At 68.4% G+C, this 16,702-nt stretch carries 15 protein-coding genes; 8 read left to right on the forward strand and 7 right to left on the reverse strand.

From position 1 onward, the window contains the following. Positions 1–458: 458 nt before the first annotated feature. Positions 459–716 carry a hypothetical protein gene (locus WBP48_RS06660; RefSeq protein WP_424437923.1) on the forward strand — a complete coding sequence of 86 codons (258 nt, stop codon included), beginning with the start codon at positions 459–461 and terminating at the stop codon, positions 714–716. Positions 717–1,088: 372 nt separating this feature from the next. Continuing rightward, entirely contained in the window at positions 1,089–1,820 is a 732-nt protein-coding gene (locus tag WBP48_RS06665) for a hypothetical protein (RefSeq protein WP_424437925.1), read from the forward strand. Between the two features lie 2 nt (positions 1,821–1,822). Here WBP48_RS06665 and WBP48_RS06670 read toward each other — a convergent pair whose 3' ends face one another. Together WBP48_RS06670 and WBP48_RS06675 are read right to left on the reverse strand one after the other, a co-directional pair. Then, complete coding sequence (locus WBP48_RS06670) at positions 1,823–2,110, reverse strand: helix-turn-helix domain-containing protein (RefSeq protein ID WP_424438027.1); 288 nt, start codon at positions 2,108–2,110, stop codon at positions 1,823–1,825. 35 nt (positions 2,111–2,145) lie between these two features. Next, on the reverse strand, positions 2,146–2,733 hold the full coding sequence (locus WBP48_RS06675) for a hypothetical protein (protein WP_424437927.1): 588 nt from the start codon (positions 2,731–2,733) through the stop codon (positions 2,146–2,148). A gap of 98 nt (positions 2,734–2,831) precedes the next feature. Between WBP48_RS06675 and WBP48_RS06680 the strand changes: the two genes are divergently transcribed. Beyond that, a complete protein-coding gene (locus tag WBP48_RS06680; RefSeq protein ID WP_424437930.1) occupies positions 2,832–3,509 on the forward strand; it encodes a TetR/AcrR family transcriptional regulator in 678 nt (225 codons plus the stop codon). Positions 3,510–3,561: 52 nt separating this feature from the next. After that, positions 3,562–3,945 carry a hypothetical protein gene (locus tag WBP48_RS06685; protein ID WP_424437933.1) on the forward strand — a complete coding sequence of 128 codons (384 nt, stop codon included), beginning with the start codon at positions 3,562–3,564 and terminating at the stop codon, positions 3,943–3,945. Between the two features lie 368 nt (positions 3,946–4,313). Here the strand turns inward: WBP48_RS06685 and WBP48_RS06690 are convergent, their stop codons facing one another. The 4 genes from WBP48_RS06690 to WBP48_RS06705 all read right to left on the reverse strand — a co-directional run bounded on the left by WBP48_RS06690 (position 4,314) and on the right by WBP48_RS06705 (position 8,672). Then, positions 4,314–4,898: a type II toxin-antitoxin system PemK/MazF family toxin gene (locus tag WBP48_RS06690; protein ID WP_424437936.1), complete on the reverse strand. Its 585-nt coding sequence runs from the start codon at positions 4,896–4,898 to the stop codon at positions 4,314–4,316. Between the two features lie 80 nt (positions 4,899–4,978). Continuing rightward, positions 4,979–6,217, reverse strand: coding sequence for an ammonium transporter (locus tag WBP48_RS06695; protein WP_424437939.1), 1,239 nt, complete (start codon positions 6,215–6,217; stop codon positions 4,979–4,981). A gap of 206 nt (positions 6,218–6,423) precedes the next feature. After that, a complete protein-coding gene (zapE, locus tag WBP48_RS06700) occupies positions 6,424–7,452 on the reverse strand; it encodes a cell division protein ZapE (protein WP_424437942.1) in 1,029 nt (342 codons plus the stop codon). Beyond that, the gene (locus WBP48_RS06705; protein ID WP_424437945.1) at positions 7,449–8,672 is read right to left on the reverse strand and encodes an alpha/beta hydrolase family protein; all 1,224 of its coding nucleotides are present in this window, start codon (positions 8,670–8,672) and stop codon (positions 7,449–7,451) included. Before WBP48_RS06705 ends, zapE begins: the two co-directional genes overlap by 4 nt. 79 nt (positions 8,673–8,751) lie before the next feature. Here WBP48_RS06705 and WBP48_RS06710 point away from each other — a divergent pair, with 79 nt between their 5' ends. The 4 genes from WBP48_RS06710 to WBP48_RS06725 all read left to right on the forward strand — a co-directional run bounded on the left by WBP48_RS06710 (position 8,752) and on the right by WBP48_RS06725 (position 13,939). After that, complete coding sequence (locus WBP48_RS06710) at positions 8,752–9,294, forward strand: DUF3000 domain-containing protein (protein ID WP_424438030.1); 543 nt, start codon at positions 8,752–8,754, stop codon at positions 9,292–9,294. Next, positions 9,287–10,483: an HRDC domain-containing protein gene (locus WBP48_RS06715; protein ID WP_424437950.1), complete on the forward strand. Its 1,197-nt coding sequence runs from the start codon at positions 9,287–9,289 to the stop codon at positions 10,481–10,483. Before WBP48_RS06710 ends, WBP48_RS06715 begins: the two co-directional genes overlap by 8 nt. Positions 10,484–10,555: 72 nt before the next feature. Next, complete coding sequence (locus WBP48_RS06720) at positions 10,556–11,764, forward strand: thiolase family protein (protein WP_424437953.1); 1,209 nt, start codon at positions 10,556–10,558, stop codon at positions 11,762–11,764. Between the two features lie 3 nt (positions 11,765–11,767). Next, positions 11,768–13,939, forward strand: coding sequence for a 3-hydroxyacyl-CoA dehydrogenase NAD-binding domain-containing protein (locus WBP48_RS06725; protein WP_424437956.1), 2,172 nt, complete (start codon positions 11,768–11,770; stop codon positions 13,937–13,939). A gap of 172 nt (positions 13,940–14,111) precedes the next feature. Here the strand turns inward: WBP48_RS06725 and pepN are convergent, their stop codons facing one another. After that, positions 14,112–16,640 carry an aminopeptidase N gene (gene pepN, locus WBP48_RS06730; protein WP_424437959.1) on the reverse strand — a complete coding sequence of 843 codons (2,529 nt, stop codon included), beginning with the start codon at positions 16,638–16,640 and terminating at the stop codon, positions 14,112–14,114. Between the last annotated feature and the right edge of the window lie 62 nt (positions 16,641–16,702).

Consider the following 16,702-nt stretch of genomic DNA (forward strand, 5'->3'; position numbering starts at 1 on the left):
GCTCTTGTGGGACGGATCGGTCTTGGCGGACAGATCCACTCCTACAAGAGCTACGTCACTTCCAGCCCACGCCGCGCCGCGCCAACGCTTGACAACACCCCACACCCGCTAACCGAACGGCATTGGGACTAAGGGAGCGGTCGAGGCCGCCGTCTCCCGGGCACCATTCGCCCTCCAGGGTCTCGCGCATCACACGATCATCGAGTTCCACCCCTCCCGATTCGGTGGCGTCCTGGACGCTGACGCCATCCGAACGGCACTCGCGTAGCAGTCGCACTTGCCACGTAGGCAGGCGGGGAGGCGCACCTGTCAGATGTCCCGGACACTCCGGGGCTTCCTGCCAGGTGAGGAGGCACGACCATGCCGACCTTCGATGCCCCCTGAAGACTCCGCCGAGGCGTATCAGTCGCTACGCGGCCTCGCCCACGCTTCCCGGTTCTTTCCCCGACCCGTACCCGGTGATCGGGGACTTGCTGGGTGAGGTGCGGGCGTTGCGGCAGGTGCTCGACCAGCTCGCCGCGGCGCACTTGACCGCCCAGCGCCGGGTGCACGACGACTTCGGCAACCCTGACGCCGGCGCGGCGTCCGCGCTTGCTGCCGCCGACGAGCTGCATCAGGCCGTCCGTGTCCATGAGGCCGTCGACCGCCGGCAGGCTCGACAGCAGGACGAGGCAGCCGGCCATGTCCAGTACTCGGAAGCGAGCGTAGCCCGATGAGCTCAGACGTTCGCCAGGCCGAGAGGCGCCGCTACGAGGAACGGTCCTTCTCGGTGCGGGCCTTCACCGGTACCCGCCCGACCTGCACAAGCTCTGCGAAGCGATCCGCCTGACGCTGCAAGAGACAGGACGGAGCCGCATGGAGCGGCGCCGGGCCGAGCCCCCCGAGACCTACCGGGCCGACACCGATACGGCTGTCGAGGGAGAGACTGAGCCCCGGCGACGTGACCGTGGTCAGAGGTCCACCGAGGCTTCCGAGCGCCCGCGCCCGATCCGCAGCCGGGCAAGACTAAGCCCCGCGGTGCCTGATCGACTCCGGAGAGCCGACAGAGGACGGTTAGTCCGCGGGGCGATGAAACTAGGATACGCCATATGATCAGCGCCGGACAACAGCGACTCGATGAAGCCGCTGCGCGTAGTTGGCTCAGCGATCCCCGCTACGAACGCTACCTCAACGCCGCGGGTGGTGACCACGACCTCGGGTTGGCGCTGTATCGCTGGAACTCCCGCGTGGCCGCCGCCGGCCTGGTCGATGTCGGACACCTCGAAGTCGCCCTCCGCAACGCCTACGACCGCGAACTCAGCGTCACGTTCCCGAACTGGACGATCGACCCGACCTCGCCGCTGTTCCGGCAGGAGCAGGGCATCGCGAAGGCCCGTGCCCGACAGCGCACCCGCAACCGCACCAGCCTGGAACGTATCGCCGACGCCCGCCGGGGCCTGGGCGCGAACCCGAGCCACGGCGAGGTCGTAGCAGCTCTCGCCTTCGGATTCTGGGCGAACCTCACCCTGCCCGAGCGGGCACCCCTGGTCTGGAACCCGGTCCTGCACCGCGCGTTTCCGCGCGGCACCCGCCGCGCCGCAGTTCATGACCTCGTGGCGAGGGTCGTGAAGTTTCGCAACAGGTTGGCTCACAATGAGCCGGTGTTCTCCACCCGCACCGGCCTTACGGAGCGCATCGGCGACGTGCGCGATCTGCTGCGCATCGTGGTGCCCGAGGTGGCGCCGTACATCTTCACGGACTCCGACCTCGATGCCGCCATCGCGACGTGCCCCGTGCCTGCCCTGATCGTCACACCCAAGAACGTCACCGGAGACAAGTGACCTCAGCCCGCAGCGCGCGGCACCTGTCCCCGCGGCCGAATCGCGCCTCCTTCGGCGAGCACCGCCGCGCGCACGGCCTCCACGCTCGCCGCCACTTGCTCGGCCACCTGCGCGAGCGTCAGACCGGATTCGTAGAGCGCGGCCGCGCGGGCGCCCCTCTCAGCGTCCAGTCCCGGCTCCCACGCTGGGATACCCGCCTGCCGGGCGAACTCGGACACCGTGCCGCGGTGCACTCCGAACCTCGCCGCGATGGATCGCACGGGCTCACCTGCCTGGTAGGCGGCGACCAGCTCGGCGCGCTTCTCCGGGCCTCACGCTGACACTGCTACGGGTGGCGAGTTGAGCGCCGGAGCGCGAGTCCGAGCCAGACATAGATCAAGCCCCAGATCGTGAGCACGATCGTGCGCGTGACGGCGTCTGCGATGATCAGAACCGGCGTCGCGATCAGTAGCAGGTATGCACCGGAAACGAGGAGCGCAAAGCCCGCGTCGCGCCAGGTGCGCAGCAGTGCGACGCCTGCGCCGATCGAGCCCACGATGATGAGCAACGACGAGGCCGTGTACAGGTAGCTGAGCGTCTCGGCGGCGGAACCGGCGGCCGGCTCGGTTGCGATGAACGCCGACCACACCTCGGCAGCCGCGACGAGAAGCGTCCCCAGAGCTCCGACCCACGCGAACACACGTGCCGCGCCAGTTGTCGTGCGTGCCACTGCCACAAAGCCGGCGAGCACAAGCAGGTGCGCGACGGCGAGAAGAACCGACAGTACCGCGAACAGCCACGGTGCGGTCGGGTACGCCCACGTATCCGGATGCCCCGCAGGCGGGAGCAAGACAGCCACGGCGAACGTCACCGGTAGCAGGGCGCCCACGATCGTCAGCGTTGAGGCGGTCCGTGTCATCGCCGTCGTGTTCATTGCAGCCTCCCCATCGCGTGTGAGCGCGACTATACATCATCACTAGAGGCGCACACTAGTATCGACATCCAGCGATCCGACGGGACTACTCTTGCGGCATGGCCAACGTGCGTAGCGAGCGCGCCCGGGCGACGCGCGCCCGAATCGTGGATGCTGCCGCGGACCTCTTCGGTTCGATTGGTTATGCTCGCACCACCATGCAGGCCGTCGCTGATCGCGCCGGGGTCGCGGTGCAGACGGTGTATTTCGTCTTCCATTCCAAGCCCGAACTGCTCAGCGCCACGGTCGAGGACCGATCTGCGGGAACGGCTGACGCGCCTCCGGTGGTCGATCGCACGTGGTTCGTAGAAGCTATGGGCGCCGCCGACGCGCGCCGCGCGATCGGGCTGGTCGTCGACCACGGCGTCGACATCTACGCGCGTGTCGCTCCGCTCGCGCATGCGACGCGTGAGGCAGCGCTCGTCGATCCGGCGGTGGACGCACTCTGGACACGAATCAACGTCGGCCGGAAAGCAGGCATGGGCGCGGTCGTGGCAGCGATACACGATCGCGGGCAGCTACGTCTGGGGCTCACTGTCGCATCGGCAACCGACATCTGCCACACGATTCTCAGCCATGAGACCTACCTCGAACTGGTGCAGCGCAGCGGCTGGGACTACCTGCGATTCAAGGCGTGGCTGCATCGGACGCTGTGCGATCTCCTGCTCGATCCCGACCTTGTCGCGGGACCCGGGCTGGACGAGGCCGTTGCCGGACTATCGTTCGCGTCGCGCTGAAGCCAGTGGTTCCACGGATGCTGGATGTCCGCGATCCGGGCAGGATCGGGCTATGACCGACACCGCCGCTGCCCGACCGAACCCCGTGCGATTCTGGATCGGATGGGGATTGCTCCTCTTCCTCATTGCTGGCCTCACCCTCAACCACGTCGTGGGGCTGTTCCGCTATCGGGGGGCGCTCGTCGAGCGACTCACCTTCCCGGTTTTCATCGCTCTCGGTCTCTATGCCCTCGCGGTACTGATCTGGCCGTACAGAAGTTGCGCGCGGTGGGCATGGGCGGTCACCTGGGTGTTCGTCGCCGTCACGGCGGTGTCGTTCCTCTTCCTGGAGCCGGCGATCGGTTGGTTCTATGTCGGCGGCGCCGCCGCAATGGCTCTCGGGCAGTTGCTTACCCTCCCTCACTTCCTCCGGGCCGGTGGTGTCAACGTCGGCTGAATCAGCGCGCTACGCAGGGACAACTTCGCCGCCGTACCCAGGGCGGGGCGACCGGGTGCTGCTCCGGTCCTGACCGGCACCCCTGCGACACCCACCGGCGACCAGACCTTCGTCGGGAGGCAGATCCAGCACGCGGGCGCTGGGCGCAGCATCCGCCGCACGTCCTCATCGCAGTCGATCCGTGCCGCAATCGAAGAACTGCTCGCCGACGGTCCGCACCGCGCAGCGGCGGCCCGTCTCGGCGCCCGCATTCGAGAGTTCGACGTGCAGCGGCGGGGCGCAGACCTCCTCGAGTCGCTCTCCTCCACCGCAAGACCCGTCGAGGCCGATCCCGCTGCCTGAACCTCGGATGCCGGGGAATGCCGGGGTCAGTCCCCCACCGGCCAGCCGTAGCGCAGATGCAGCACGCGGGCGACGACCGCGAACCGCTCGAGGTCGAGTGCTGCCGCCTCGCGGCGCATCCCCTTGCGGTGCACGCTGAAGAGCTGATCGACATCCACCCAGGACGGCCGTCCTTTCGAGTCCCACGCCCCGGAGCCGATCGACAGGAAGTCGCGGTCTCCGTCGTGGGATTTGCTCGTCATCCGCACCGCATACACGCGCTCCGCACTTTGGCGCCCGACGACGAGGACGGGGCGATCCTTGCCGCGACCGTCGCCCTCGGCATACGGCACCCACGTCCACACCACTTCGCCGGCGTCCGGGTCGCCGTCGCGGTCAGGAGCATACGTGATACGGAGTCGATCACGGGCGGGCGGGTCGACTTCGAGTGTCGCCGTCGAACCGGCGGCCACCGCGGCGAAATGTGCGGATGCCGGGGCGCGCGCCGTCCGCGCGTCCTCTCGCGTCGTCCGCGGTGCTGGCATCTCCATCGTGGCCGATCCCCCGCCGAACACGTTCATGATGCCTTTGAGGAGACCGGCGAGGTAGCCGTCGCGATTGCGCGTGCCCATGTCGCCACGATAGCGGGAACGGACGCAGGGGCGTCGGATCCGCGGATCCGACGCCCCTGCGTCGTGCTGTGTGCGAGTCGTCAGTCAGCGAGCGCGTAGCCCTCTTCGCCGTGGACGACCGTGTCGATACCGGCGATCTCGTCCTCGTTCTTCACGCGGAAGCCCACCGTCTTCTCGATGATGAGGCCCACGACGTACGCGATGACGAAGGAGTACACGGCCACGGCGATCGATGCGATCACCTGCAGGAGAAGCTGGCCACCGTTGCCGCCCGTGAACAGCCCGGTACCGATCGCGAAGAAGCCGAGGTACCAGCAGCCGATGAAACCGCCGACCATGTGGATGCCGACGACGTCGAGCGAGTCGTCGTAGCCGAGCTTCCACTTCAGCTCGATCGCGACGGCGCAGACCGCGCCGGCGAGGAGACCGAGCACGAGAGCCCAGATCGGGTCGAGGTTCGCGCAGGAGGGCGTGATGGCGACCAGACCCGCGACAGCGCCGGATGCGGCGCCGACGGCGGTGGGCTTGCCGTCCTTGATCTTCTCGACGACGATCCAACCGATCACGGCCGCCGCCGTCGCGCCGAGCGTATTGATCACGATCAGGCCCGCGGACGCGTTGTCCTCTCCGAGGAGGCCGAAGGTGCCCTCCGCGCCGGCGTTGAAGCCGAACCAGCCGAACCACAGGATGGCGGCGCCGAGCATGACCAACGGCACGTTGTGCGGCTTGGTGATGCCCTTCTGGAAGCCGACGCGCTTGCCGAGAACCAGGGCGAGGGCAAGTGCCGCGGCGCCGGCGTTGATGTGCACCGCAGTGCCGCCCGCGTAGTCGATCGTGCTGTAGTCGAAGCCGAATGCCGCGCCGAGCGTGTAGATCCAACCGCCCGCACCCCAAACCCACGCGGCGACCGGGAAGTAGACCAGAGTGGCCCACACACCCGCGAAGATCATCCACGCACCGAACTTGGCGCGGTCCGCGATCGCGCCCGAGATCAGGGCGACCGTGATGATCGCGAAGGTCGCGCCGAACGTGGCACCGACCAGCGTGGCGCTGTCATAGCCCGCCAGCGCGAAGTTCTCGGTGAACGGATTGCCGGAGAACTCGAATCCCCAGCTCTCGCGCTCCGCGATGCCGGCCATGTTGAATCCGTACACGACCCACAGCACGGCGATGAGACCCATCGCGCCGAAGCTCAGCATCATCATGCTGACGACGCTCTTGGCCTTCACCAATCCGCCGTAGAAGAACGCCACACCGGGCGTCATGAACAAAACCAGTGCGGTCGCCGCGATCGACCAAGCGAAATTGCCTGAATCCATGAGAATCCTCATTCGTGTCGTGTTACTCAAGGCCCCGCAGCGACCGCGCGCATTCGGGTTGCGGCTCTCCGGGCGCGACTAGTTTCGCGATACGGGGTTACCGGCGGCGTGCGTGTCGTGTTTCGCGCTGGTTACATCCCGAGGGCGAATGTGAACATCGCATTTCGAGCATCTGAATGCCGACCGCACGTTGGCCGGGGATTCGCTCACGAGTGGGTCAGCGCGCCAAGCCGCGAGATGGCGCGTAGGTACTTCTTGCGATACCCGCCGGCGAGCATCTCGTCGCTGAAGACGCCATCGAGCGCCCGTCCGGTGGCGCGCACCGGGATTTGGGCGTCGTAGGCGCGGTCGACGAAGGCGACCAGACGCAGCGCGGCGGACTGGTCCTCCAGCGTGGTCACGTCGCGCAGACCGATCATCGACACGCCGTCGATGAGGCGCAGATAACGAGAGGGGTGCACGGTCGCGAGATGGTCGATGAGGTCGCTGAAGGCATCGTCCGAGACGACCGCGTGTGCCGCGGCGTCCGTGATCGCCTCGCGGTAGCCGGTGTCGTCGAGCGCGACGGCGTGGCCATCGAGCGCTCGCTGACGATAGTCGGTGCCGTCGATGCGGATCGTCTGGAAACTCGCCGCCATCGCGTGGATCTCGCGCAGGAAGTCCTGCGCCGCGAACCGGCCTTCGCCGAGGGCGTTGGGTGGCGTGTTCGACGTCGCCGCCAGCCTCGTGCCGGTAGGCACGAGCTCGCCCAACAGGCGCGTCATCACCATCGTGTCGCCCGGGTCGTCGAGTTCGAACTCGTCGATGCACAGCAGATCCGCGCCGCGGAACAGCTCGACGGTCTTCTGGTAGCCGAGCGCCCCGACGAGCGCGGTGTACTCGATGAAGGAGCCGAAGTACTTCCGGCGTGCCGGCACGGCGTGATAGATGGATGCCAGCAGGTGCGTCTTTCCGACGCCGAATCCGCCGTCCAGGTACACGCCGGGCTTGAGGTCGTGGGCCTTCTTGGCGCGACGGAACAGCCCGCCACGCTCGGCCGGTGCTCCCCCGCGGCTGAAGGACGCGAGCAGATCCTTCGCCTCCTGCTGCGATGGGAAGTGCGGATCGGCCCGGTACGTATCGAAGGTCGCGTCGTCGAACTGCGGGGGTGGCACGAGCGCAGCGACCATCTCGGCACCCGACACCTCCGGCCGACGCTCGCGCAGCCGCACGACGCCTGTGACGGCGGCGGTCACGACGCCGCCTCCGCGGGCGCGAGCCCGTGCACGCGCAGCCACCGCGAGATCGCGTCCGTCCAGCGCCGCTGATCGTAGTTCCACAGCTTCGTGTGGCGCGCGGTCGTGAACACCTGCAGGTCGACCAGGTCCGGCCGCGCTGCGGCGAGCGCGTGAGACGCACTCGAGGGCACGAAGCCGTCGTCATCGCTGTGCAGGATGAGAATCGGATACCGTAACTCGTCGGCCCGCGCGACCATGTCGAGCCGGTCGAAGGGAATCGAGCCGTCGACGCGTGTCGCGGCGCTTGCCCATTCGGTGCGCAATGCGCCGATCGCAAGGTCGGTGACCGGCGCCGGAAGCCCGAGGGCCTTGCCCTGGTAGGACAGCACGGTGCGCCAGTCGATGACGGGTGAATCCAGAACCACACCGACGATCAGTTCGCGGTGCGCCGAGCCGAGCGCGACCTGCAGTGCGATCGCGCCGCCCATCGACCATCCCATCAGCAGGATGCGCCGTGCGCCGTGGTGCCGTGCCCAACCGATCGCGGCGTCGACGTCACGCCATTCGGTGGCCCCGAGAGTGTAGGTGCCGGCGCGCGAGCGCGGTGCCTCACCGTCGTTGCGATACGACACGAGGAGCGAGGTGATGCCGAGGGCGCGAAACACGGGTACCGCTCGCAGGCATTCCGCTCGAGTCGTGCCGCGGCCGTGAATCTGGATGACCCAGATCGGCTCCGTGACCGCATCGTCGGCCGGAAACAGCCATGCCGGACAGGTGCCCACTGCGGAAGGAACGTGCTCGAGCGTGAAGGGCAGGTGGAGCTCCTCCGGACGCTCGTAGTACCAGCCGCTGAACGCCGCGTCCGCCGAGAGCGAGGCGGCACCGGTCACCTGAGTGAGGAGCTTCCGTTTCACTGTGTTCGCGTCGCTGGCGAGCACAGACCCGACCTTCAGGTAGTCCGCCGTACCACGGGTGAACAGGCCGTAGCGCCCCGGCAGCTCGGTGTCGGGGGTGCGGGCGAGCGTGATCGTCTGCGCGGGCACGTCGATGTCGACGATGCGCGTGTCGGCGGCGCGAGAGGCCGGTGTCACGACGCGACGCGCCAGGCGGATCGCCACGACCGCGAGCAGCGAGACGGTCGTGAGAAGAGCGGCGGATAGCGCCACCGCAAGTGAACGCAGCATCAGCAGTGCGCCGAATCGTGAGCCGTCGACGGCGGCGCGCCTGGATGCCTTCATCGTCTGGTCATTCTAGTCTGTGGCCGTGGATGACTCTGTTCCGCCGGTCTTCGACGCCGTTGCGGAGGCGCTGCGTGACATGACCTTCCGTGCGGATTTCACCGTGCGTGAGATCAGCGCGCCGGGTTCGCTGGCGCCCGAGGCGATCGCTTTCGCCGGCGATGTGCGTCCCTCCGCGGAAGGCGTCGACTCCGACTACGGCACGGGCCGATTCATCCTGCTGCACGACCCGCAGGAGCCGGACGCGTGGGGCGGGCCTTGGCGTGTCGTCTGCTTCGCCCAGGCACCGCTCGAGCCCGAGATCGGCGTCGATCCCCTCCTCGCTGACGTTGCATGGTCGTGGCTGCTCGATGCCCTGCACGCGCGCGGAGCGCGGTTCGACTCGGCGTCCGGCACCGCCACCAAGACCCTGTCGAAGGGGTTCGGCGCCCTTGCCGATGAGGGCGATGGCGCGCAGATCGAGCTGCGCGCATCCTGGTCGCCCAGTGGAAACCTCACGGCGCACGTCGACGCCTGGGCGGAGCTCGTCTGCATGCTGGCGGGGCTGCCGCCAGGGTCGGAGGGGATTGCCGTGTTCGGCGCGCACCGTGCGTCGGGCGTCCGCGGGGGGTCGCGTGGCTGAGTACGACGTCGTCGCGGATGCCGAGGGTCTCGCCGCTGCCGCGACGGTCCTCACCGGGGGAACGGGGCCGGTCGCCGTGGACGTGGAGCGTGCCTCCGGCTTCCGCTACTCGCAGCGCGCGTATCTCATCCAGGTGTTTCGCCGGGGGGCGGGAGTCTTCCTGTTCGATCCGCCCGCGATCGGAGATCTCGCTGCGCTGCAACAGGCGATCGGCGACACCGAGTGGATCCTCCACGCCGCGAGCCAGGATCTGCCGTCGCTGCGCGAAGCAGGCCTCGTGCCGCCGTCGATCTTCGACACCGAACTCGCGGCGAGGCTGCTCGGCCACGAGCGGGTGGGTCTCGGTGCCGTCGTCGAAGAAGCCCTGGGGATCACGCTGGCCAAGGCGCACTCGGCGGCGGACTGGTCGACGCGCCCGCTGCCGCAGCCGTGGCTCGAGTACGCGGCTCTCGACGTGCTGCACCTCGTCGACGTCTACGACGTGCTCGTCGCCGAGCTCGCCGAGCAAGGCAAGACCGAGATCGCCGCCCAGGAGTTCGAGACCGTCCGTGAGCGACCGGTCAAACCCGCCCGAGAAGAGCCGTGGCGTCGTCTGAGCGGCCTGCACACGGTGCGCGGGCGCCGCGCGCTCGCCGTCGCTCGATCGTTGTGGCTCGCCCGTGAGGAGTTCGCGCAGGAGGAGGACACCTCGCCCGGGCGGCTCGTTCCCGATCGTTCGCTCGTTGCGGCGGTGCTGGCCGAACCCGCCAGCAAGCAGGAACTGGCGCGCGTGAAGGACTTCACGGGTCGCGCGAGCCGCACCCAGCTGGACCGCTGGTGGGCTGCGATCCAGGCCGGACGCGCTGATCCGCTGCTGCCGACCGAGCGCGCGCCCGGCGACGGGATACCGCCGGCGCGGGCCTGGGCGGATCGTAACCCCATCGCGGACGCGCGTCTCAAGGCCGCGCGGCCGCTCGTCGAGCAACTCGCGGGGGACCTGCGGATGCCGACGGAGAACCTGCTGACCCCGGACACCCTCCGTCGCGTGGCGTGGGCGCCTCCCGAGGAGGTAGACGCGGCATCCATCGCCGACGCGCTCGCCGCGTACGGCGCCCGGCCATGGCAGATCGCGCTGACCTCGCCGGTCATCGCGCAGGCGTTTGTGGATTCTCTGCACCCGATCGCCGACTCCTCGGACGCGACGTCGTAGAATCGATCCAAGCGATTACGCGAGACTGAGTGTCACCGTACGCTGGACTCAATCTCAAACTTTGGAGGCAGTGTGGCCGAGCTTTCGGACGTCTATTTCGTCGACGGCATGCGCACCCCGTTCGGGCGCGCCGGCGAGAAGGGCATGTACTGGAACACCCGTTCCGATGACCTCGCCGTCAAGGCGACCATCGGGTTGATGGAACGCAATCCCGCTGTTCCGACCGATCGCGTCGACGACGTCGCGATCGCTGCGACCAGCCAGACCGGCGAACAGGGACTGACCCTGGGCCGCTCGGTGGCGATCCTCGCGGGTCTCCCGCAGACGGTGCCCGGTTTCGCGATCGACCGGATGTGCGCCGGAGCGATGACGAGCGTCGCCATGATGGGCGCGGCGATCGGCTCCGGCATGTACGACCTCGCCCTCGCGGGTGGCGTCGAGCATATGGGCCACTACCCGATCGGTGGCAACGCCGACCCGAACCCGCGGTTCGTCGCCGAGAAGATGGTGGACCCGGGCGCGCTGAACATGGGCGTGACCGCCGAGCGCATCTTCGACCGCTTCCCGCAGCTGACCAAGGAGCGCAGCGATCGCTTCGGGATGCTGAGCCAGCACAAGGCGCAGGCGGCGTACGAGGCGGGCAGATTCCAGCCCGACCTCGTGCCCGTCGCGATCAAGGACGCCGAGGGCAGTTGGGGTCTGGCCACCGAGGACGAGGGGCGGCGACCTCAGACGACGATGGCCGATCTCGCAGCGCTGAAGACGCCCTTCCGCCCGCACGGGCGCGTCACCGCCGGGACCTCCTCGCCGCTGACCGACGGCGCAACGATGTCGATCGTTGCTGGCGGACGGGCCGTCAAGGAGTTCGGCCTGCGGCCGAAGATGCGCATGGTCTCGTTCGCGTTCGCCGGCGTACAGCCGGAGATCATGGGCATCGGCCCGATCCCTTCGACCGAGAAGGCGCTCGCCAAGGCGGGACTCACGATCGCCGACATCGGACTGTTCGAGCTCAACGAGGCGTTCGCGGTGCAGGTCCTTTCGCTGCTCGACCACTTCGGCATCGCCGACGACGACCCGCGCGTCAACCAGTGGGGCGGCGCGATCGCCCTCGGCCACCCCCTTGCGGCGTCCGGGGTGCGCCTGATGATCCAGCTCGCTGCGCAGTTCGCCGAACGCCCCGACGTGCGCTACGGGCTGACCGCGATGTGCGTAGGTCTGGGGCAGGGCGGCTCCGTCATCTGGGAGAACCTCCACTACAACGGCAAGAAGGGGAAGCGCTGAGCCATGACGAAGACAGTTGCTGAACAGTACGCGGGGATCGACTTCTCCCCCCTCCAGGCGCTGACCGAGGACGAAGTGATCACCCACTCGCGCGTGCGCGACGTGACACTGCCCTCCGGAGCGGTGCTGGCCCTCATCACCCTCGACAACGGCCGCGACCACACCCGCCCGAACACCCTCGGACCGGCGACGCTCACGGAGCTCGCCGCGACGCTCGCCGGGCTCAAGGAGCGCAGCGCCGCCGGTGAGATCCAGGCAGTCGGCATCACCGGCAAGCAGTACATCCTCGCCGCCGGCGCCGACCTGTCCGACGTCACGAAGGTGGGCTCGAAGGACGGCGCGCGGCTGATCGCGCAGTTCGGGCACAAGGTCCTCGGGTCGCTCTCCGACCTCGGTATCCCGACCTTCGCCTTCGTCAACGGCCTCGCCCTCGGGGGGGGCCTCGAGATCGCACTGAACTCGGACTATCGCACGGTGGACGCGTCGGCGGCCGCGATCGCGCTGCCCGAGGTGTTCCTCGGGATCATCCCGGGGTGGGGCGGCGCCTACCTGCTGCCGAACCTCATCGGCATCGAGAATGCGCTCGAGGTCGTCGTCTCGAACCCGCTCAAGCAGAACCGCATGCTGAAGCCGCAACAGGCATTCGACTACGGCATCTTCGATGCGATCTTCCCGGCTGCGACGTTCCTGGAGAGCTCGCTCGCGTGGGCCGACCGCGTGCTGACCGGCGCGACCAAAGTCGAGCGCAAGAACGTCCCCGGCAGGATCGAGCGGACGGTCAAGTGGCCCGTCGCGATCAAGGTCGCGCGTGGGATGCTCGAGTCGAAGATCGGAATCGTACCCCGCTCTCCTTACGCAGCACTGGAACTGCTGGAGAAGGCGAAGAGCGGGACCTCCCCGAAGGACAAGGCGGAGGGTTTCGCTCGTGAGGACGAGGCCCTCGCAGATCTTGCCACGGGCGATCAGTTCGCGGCATCCATGTATGCCTTCGAACTCGTGCAGAAGCGTGCCAAGCGACCCGTCGGCGCGCCGGACAAGGAGCTCGCGAAGAAGGTCACCAAGGTCGGCATCATCGGTGCGGGACTCATGGCGAGCCAGTTCGCGCTGCTGTTCGTCCGGAAGCTGCAGGTACCGGTGCTCATCACCGACCTGGACCAGGTGCGCGTCGACAAGGGTGTCGCCTACATCCACGACGAGATCGGCAAGCTCGAGACCAAAGGCAGGCTGGATGCGGACGCGGCGAACAAGCTGCGTGCGCTCGTGACCGGCACGACGGACAAGAGCGCGTACGCAGACTGCGACTTCGTCATCGAGGCCGTGTTCGAGGAGGTTGGCGTCAAGCAAGCCGTGTTCGGAGAGATCGAGCAGATCGTCGCCGAAGACGCGATCCTCGCGACGAACACGTCGTCGCTGTCGGTGGAGGAGATCGGCGCGAAGCTCGCCCGCCCCGAGCGGCTCGTCGGATTCCACTTCTTCAACCCGGTCGCCGTCATGCCGCTCATCGAGATCGTCAGGACACCGAACACGACCGATGCCGCGCTCTCGACCGCCTTCGTCGTGGCGAAGGGCCTCGGCAAGAACGCCGTGCTCACCGCCGATGCTCCGGGCTTCGTCGTCAATCGGCTCCTTGCGAAGGTCATGGGCGAGGCCGCCCGCGCCGTCTACGAAGGCACACCCGTCGCCGACGTCGAGCAGGCGTTCGCGCCGTTGGGGCTGCCGATGGGTCCGTTCCAGCTCATCGATCTCGTCGGGTGGAAGGTGGCCGCCCACGTGCAGGACACGATGGCGCGCGCCTTCCCCGACCGCTTCTACGCGAACGAGAACTTCCATGCCCTCGCGGAACTTCCCGAAGTCGTCGAGAAGGACAGAGGCGGTCGCGTCACGGGCTTCACGAAGACAGCCCTGAAGGTCGTGAAGGATGCCGTCGGCAAGACCCCGCCATCTGCCGACGCAATCCTGACACGTGTGCAGGACGGGCTCGCTCAGGAGATCAAACTCATGCTCGACGAGGGTGTCGTGCCCGAGGTGGAGGACATCGACCTCTGCCTCATCCTCGGCGCCGGCTGGCCCTTCATCGACGGCGGGGCCTCGCCCTACCTCGATCGAGAGGGCGCGTCGGAACGGGCTTTCGGCGACACGTTCCACCACCCGCCGATACGCGGCATCGGGGCCTGAGAGCGAACTGCGCTTCGACTCGCTGCGCTCGCTCAACGCACGGGAAACCCCACCGCTCGTTGAGCGACGAGCGCCAGCGAGGAGTCGAAACGCGGTTTGCGGCTCAGCTCTTCAGTGGCGCTGCCGCGCCAGTGGGGCGAGAAGGCGTGCCTCACGTGGCGAGACTTCCGAGTTAGAGGTGCGATTGCGCTGCGCGCACGCGCAGGTCGCGGGCGAGGTGGTCTCGTTGCTCGATCACCAGGCGCCGCAGGGCACCCGGCGCGCCGGTGTTCGCCTCGAGCCACTCATCCACGGGAGTGAGGGTGTCGGACGCCGGGAACAGCCCGCGCACGAGACGCCGTGCGATCTCGATGCTCCGGTCGTTCCACGCGCCGCTAAGGCGGGCGAAGTAGTCGTCGTCGAACGCGCTGACGAGATCGCGACGATCACCGGCGCGGATACCGGTGATCGTCGCGTCGAGGTGATCGTTGCTGAGCGTGCGGTCGTCCCACGCCGCCCGCCAGGCGCCTTCGCGGACGGCGGCCTCGGGGCGCGCGGCGAGCAGGGTGCGGTGCGCGACGGCACCGGACGCGGTGGCGTCGCGAGCGAGCTCCGCATCGGCATCCGCCATCGTCGCATGGCCGGTCGCCGACAGGGCGATGAGCAGGCTCCACCGCAGATCGGGATCCAGCCGCAGGCCGTCCGGCGCCGGAACGCGACCCCGCAGCATGGCGGCGATGTCGGCCGCATGGGCTTCATCGCGTGCCGCGGCGGCGGCGAGGGCGCGGGCCCAGGCCAACTGTGCGTCGGAGCCCGGCTCGACCGCGTGCAACGCATCCCAGACCGTCTGGAGCCAGCCGCGGGCCAGACCGTCGCGCGATCCTGCGGAGGCGTAGTGGCCGATGGCGTAGTCGACGTGAGCGAGCTCGCCCGACAGCAGCGCGACGTTCGGCTCGGCGAGGGCGTGTCGGGCCACGATCCCTAGGTACCGTGCGACCGCGAGTTCGCCGTCGCGCGTGGCATCCCACAGCGCCGCCCAGACGACGGCGCGCGCCACGGTGTCGTCGATCGACGAAAGGGCGCGCGCGGCGGCATCCGTCGATCTCGCGTCGAGCCGGATCTTCGCGTACGTCGCGTCGTCGACGTTGGGGATGACGAGGTCCGCCTGCTCCAGGTCGACGGCGATGGCGGTGCGGGCCTCGTGGACCTCGAGCGGTGTCGGCGGCATGGGCACGAGCCGATCGCCGTCGAACCGGAGGCGGCCGAGCGACAGCCGGTGCGGCCGCGGAGAGGTCTGCACGAGCCGGTCGGTCTCGCGCTCGAACTGAAGCAGCGACATCCCCGTCGTCTCCAGCCACGCTGCGCTCCACGCGCGCAGGTCACGCCCCGATGCGGCTTCCAAGGCGGACAACAGATCGTCGAGGGTGGTGTTGCCGAACGCGTGGTCGGCGAAGTACCGTTGCGCGCCGCGGAGGAACACCTCCTCCCCCACGAACGCGACGAGCTGCTTGAGCACGGCAGCGCCCTTCGCGTAGGTGATCCCGTCGAAGTTGAGCTTCGCCGCCTCCAGGTCGAGGATGTCGGCGACGATCGGGTGCGTCGTCGGCAGCTGGTCCTGGATGTACGCCCACGCTTTGCGGCGGCTCGCGAACGTCGCCCACGCGTCGGGGAACAGGCCGGTGGACGCCGCGGCGTAGGCGCCGGAGAAGTCGGCGAACGACTCCTTGAGCCAGAGGTCGTCCCACCACCGCATCGTGACGAGATCGCCGAACCACATGTGCGCCATCTCGTGCAGGATCGTGTTCGCACGAGCCTCATGCTGTGCGGCGGTCGCCGCGCCGCGGAAGACGTAGGACTCGGTGAAGGTCACCAGTCCCGGATTCTCCATTGCCCCCAGGTTGTACTCCGGCACGAAGATCTGGTCATACTTCCCCCACGGGTAGGGTGTGCCGAACGCGCTCTCGAAGAACGTGAGGCCACGCCTCGTGATGTCGAGGATCTCTTCTGCATCGCCGCTGTCGACCAGATGCGGCGCGAGCGACGCGCGGCAGAGGATTCCGAGCGCGACCGCGCGGTCGGCGTCGCCCACGGCGTTCACCACACCACCGTGCCAGGTGCCGTCGACGCGGTGATACGGACCGGCCGCGACGGCGGTGAGGTAGCTCGACAGCGGCGGCGTCTCCTCGAACGAGACGCGGATGCCGCCGGGCACATCCTCGCGCGCGGTCTCTGCGCCATTCGAGAGGATCCGCCAGCCCGCCGGGCCGCTCACGGTGAAGCGCCAGCGCGCCTTGAGGTCAGGCTGCTCGAACACCGGGTAGACGCGGCGGGAGTCGGCCGGCTCGTACTGCGTGTAGAGGTACACCTCGCCATCCACGGGATCCCGGAAGCGGTGCAGCCCCTCCCCCGACGTGCTGTATCGGCCATGCGCGTGGATGGTCGCGGTGTTGCGGCCGGAGAGTCGGTCGAGGCGGATGCGGGCGCCGTCCCATTCCACCTCGCGGGCGACGTCATTGACGGTGAGCCGATCGACCGAGGCGCCGAGGAAGTCGATCCAGGTCTCCGCGACCTCCGCGTCGAAGGTCAGCGTCACCGTTGTCGGAAAGGTCTCGACGGTGAGGTCGGCGGCCCGGCTCAGGTCCAGGTCGACCTCGACTTCGTCGAGCCTGATCGTGCGCGCCCGGGCGGAGGTCTCGTCGCGGGACAGATTGGCGGTGCTCACCGTTTCATCGTTCCACGGGTTGCAGTCACCGTTCCCCGACCCAACAGCGTGCGACGGGTGGG

It is taken from the genome of Microbacterium sp. (assembly GCF_049661145.1).
GTDB lineage: Bacteria > Actinomycetota > Actinomycetes > Actinomycetales > Microbacteriaceae > Microbacterium.

Excerpts from the sequence above, each read along its gene's own strand:
- WBP48_RS06710 (WP_424438030.1), top strand. The coding sequence starts at position 8,752 with ATGACCTTCCGTGCGGATTTCACCGTGCGTGAGATCAGCGCGCCGGGT.
- WBP48_RS06695 (WP_424437939.1), bottom strand. The coding sequence starts at position 6,217 with ATGGATTCAGGCAATTTCGCTTGGTCGATCGCGGCGACCGCACTGGTT.
- WBP48_RS06675 (WP_424437927.1), bottom strand. The coding sequence starts at position 2,733 with ATGAACACGACGGCGATGACACGGACCGCCTCAACGCTGACGATCGTG.
- WBP48_RS06665 (WP_424437925.1), top strand. The coding sequence starts at position 1,089 with ATGATCAGCGCCGGACAACAGCGACTCGATGAAGCCGCTGCGCGTAGT.
- WBP48_RS06690 (WP_424437936.1), bottom strand. The coding sequence starts at position 4,898 with ATGGGCACGCGCAATCGCGACGGCTACCTCGCCGGTCTCCTCAAAGGC.
- WBP48_RS06705 (WP_424437945.1), bottom strand. The coding sequence starts at position 8,672 with ATGAAGGCATCCAGGCGCGCCGCCGTCGACGGCTCACGATTCGGCGCA.
- WBP48_RS06680 (WP_424437930.1), top strand. The coding sequence starts at position 2,832 with ATGGCCAACGTGCGTAGCGAGCGCGCCCGGGCGACGCGCGCCCGAATC.
- WBP48_RS06685 (WP_424437933.1), top strand. The coding sequence starts at position 3,562 with ATGACCGACACCGCCGCTGCCCGACCGAACCCCGTGCGATTCTGGATC.
- WBP48_RS06725 (WP_424437956.1), top strand. The coding sequence starts at position 11,768 with ATGACGAAGACAGTTGCTGAACAGTACGCGGGGATCGACTTCTCCCCC.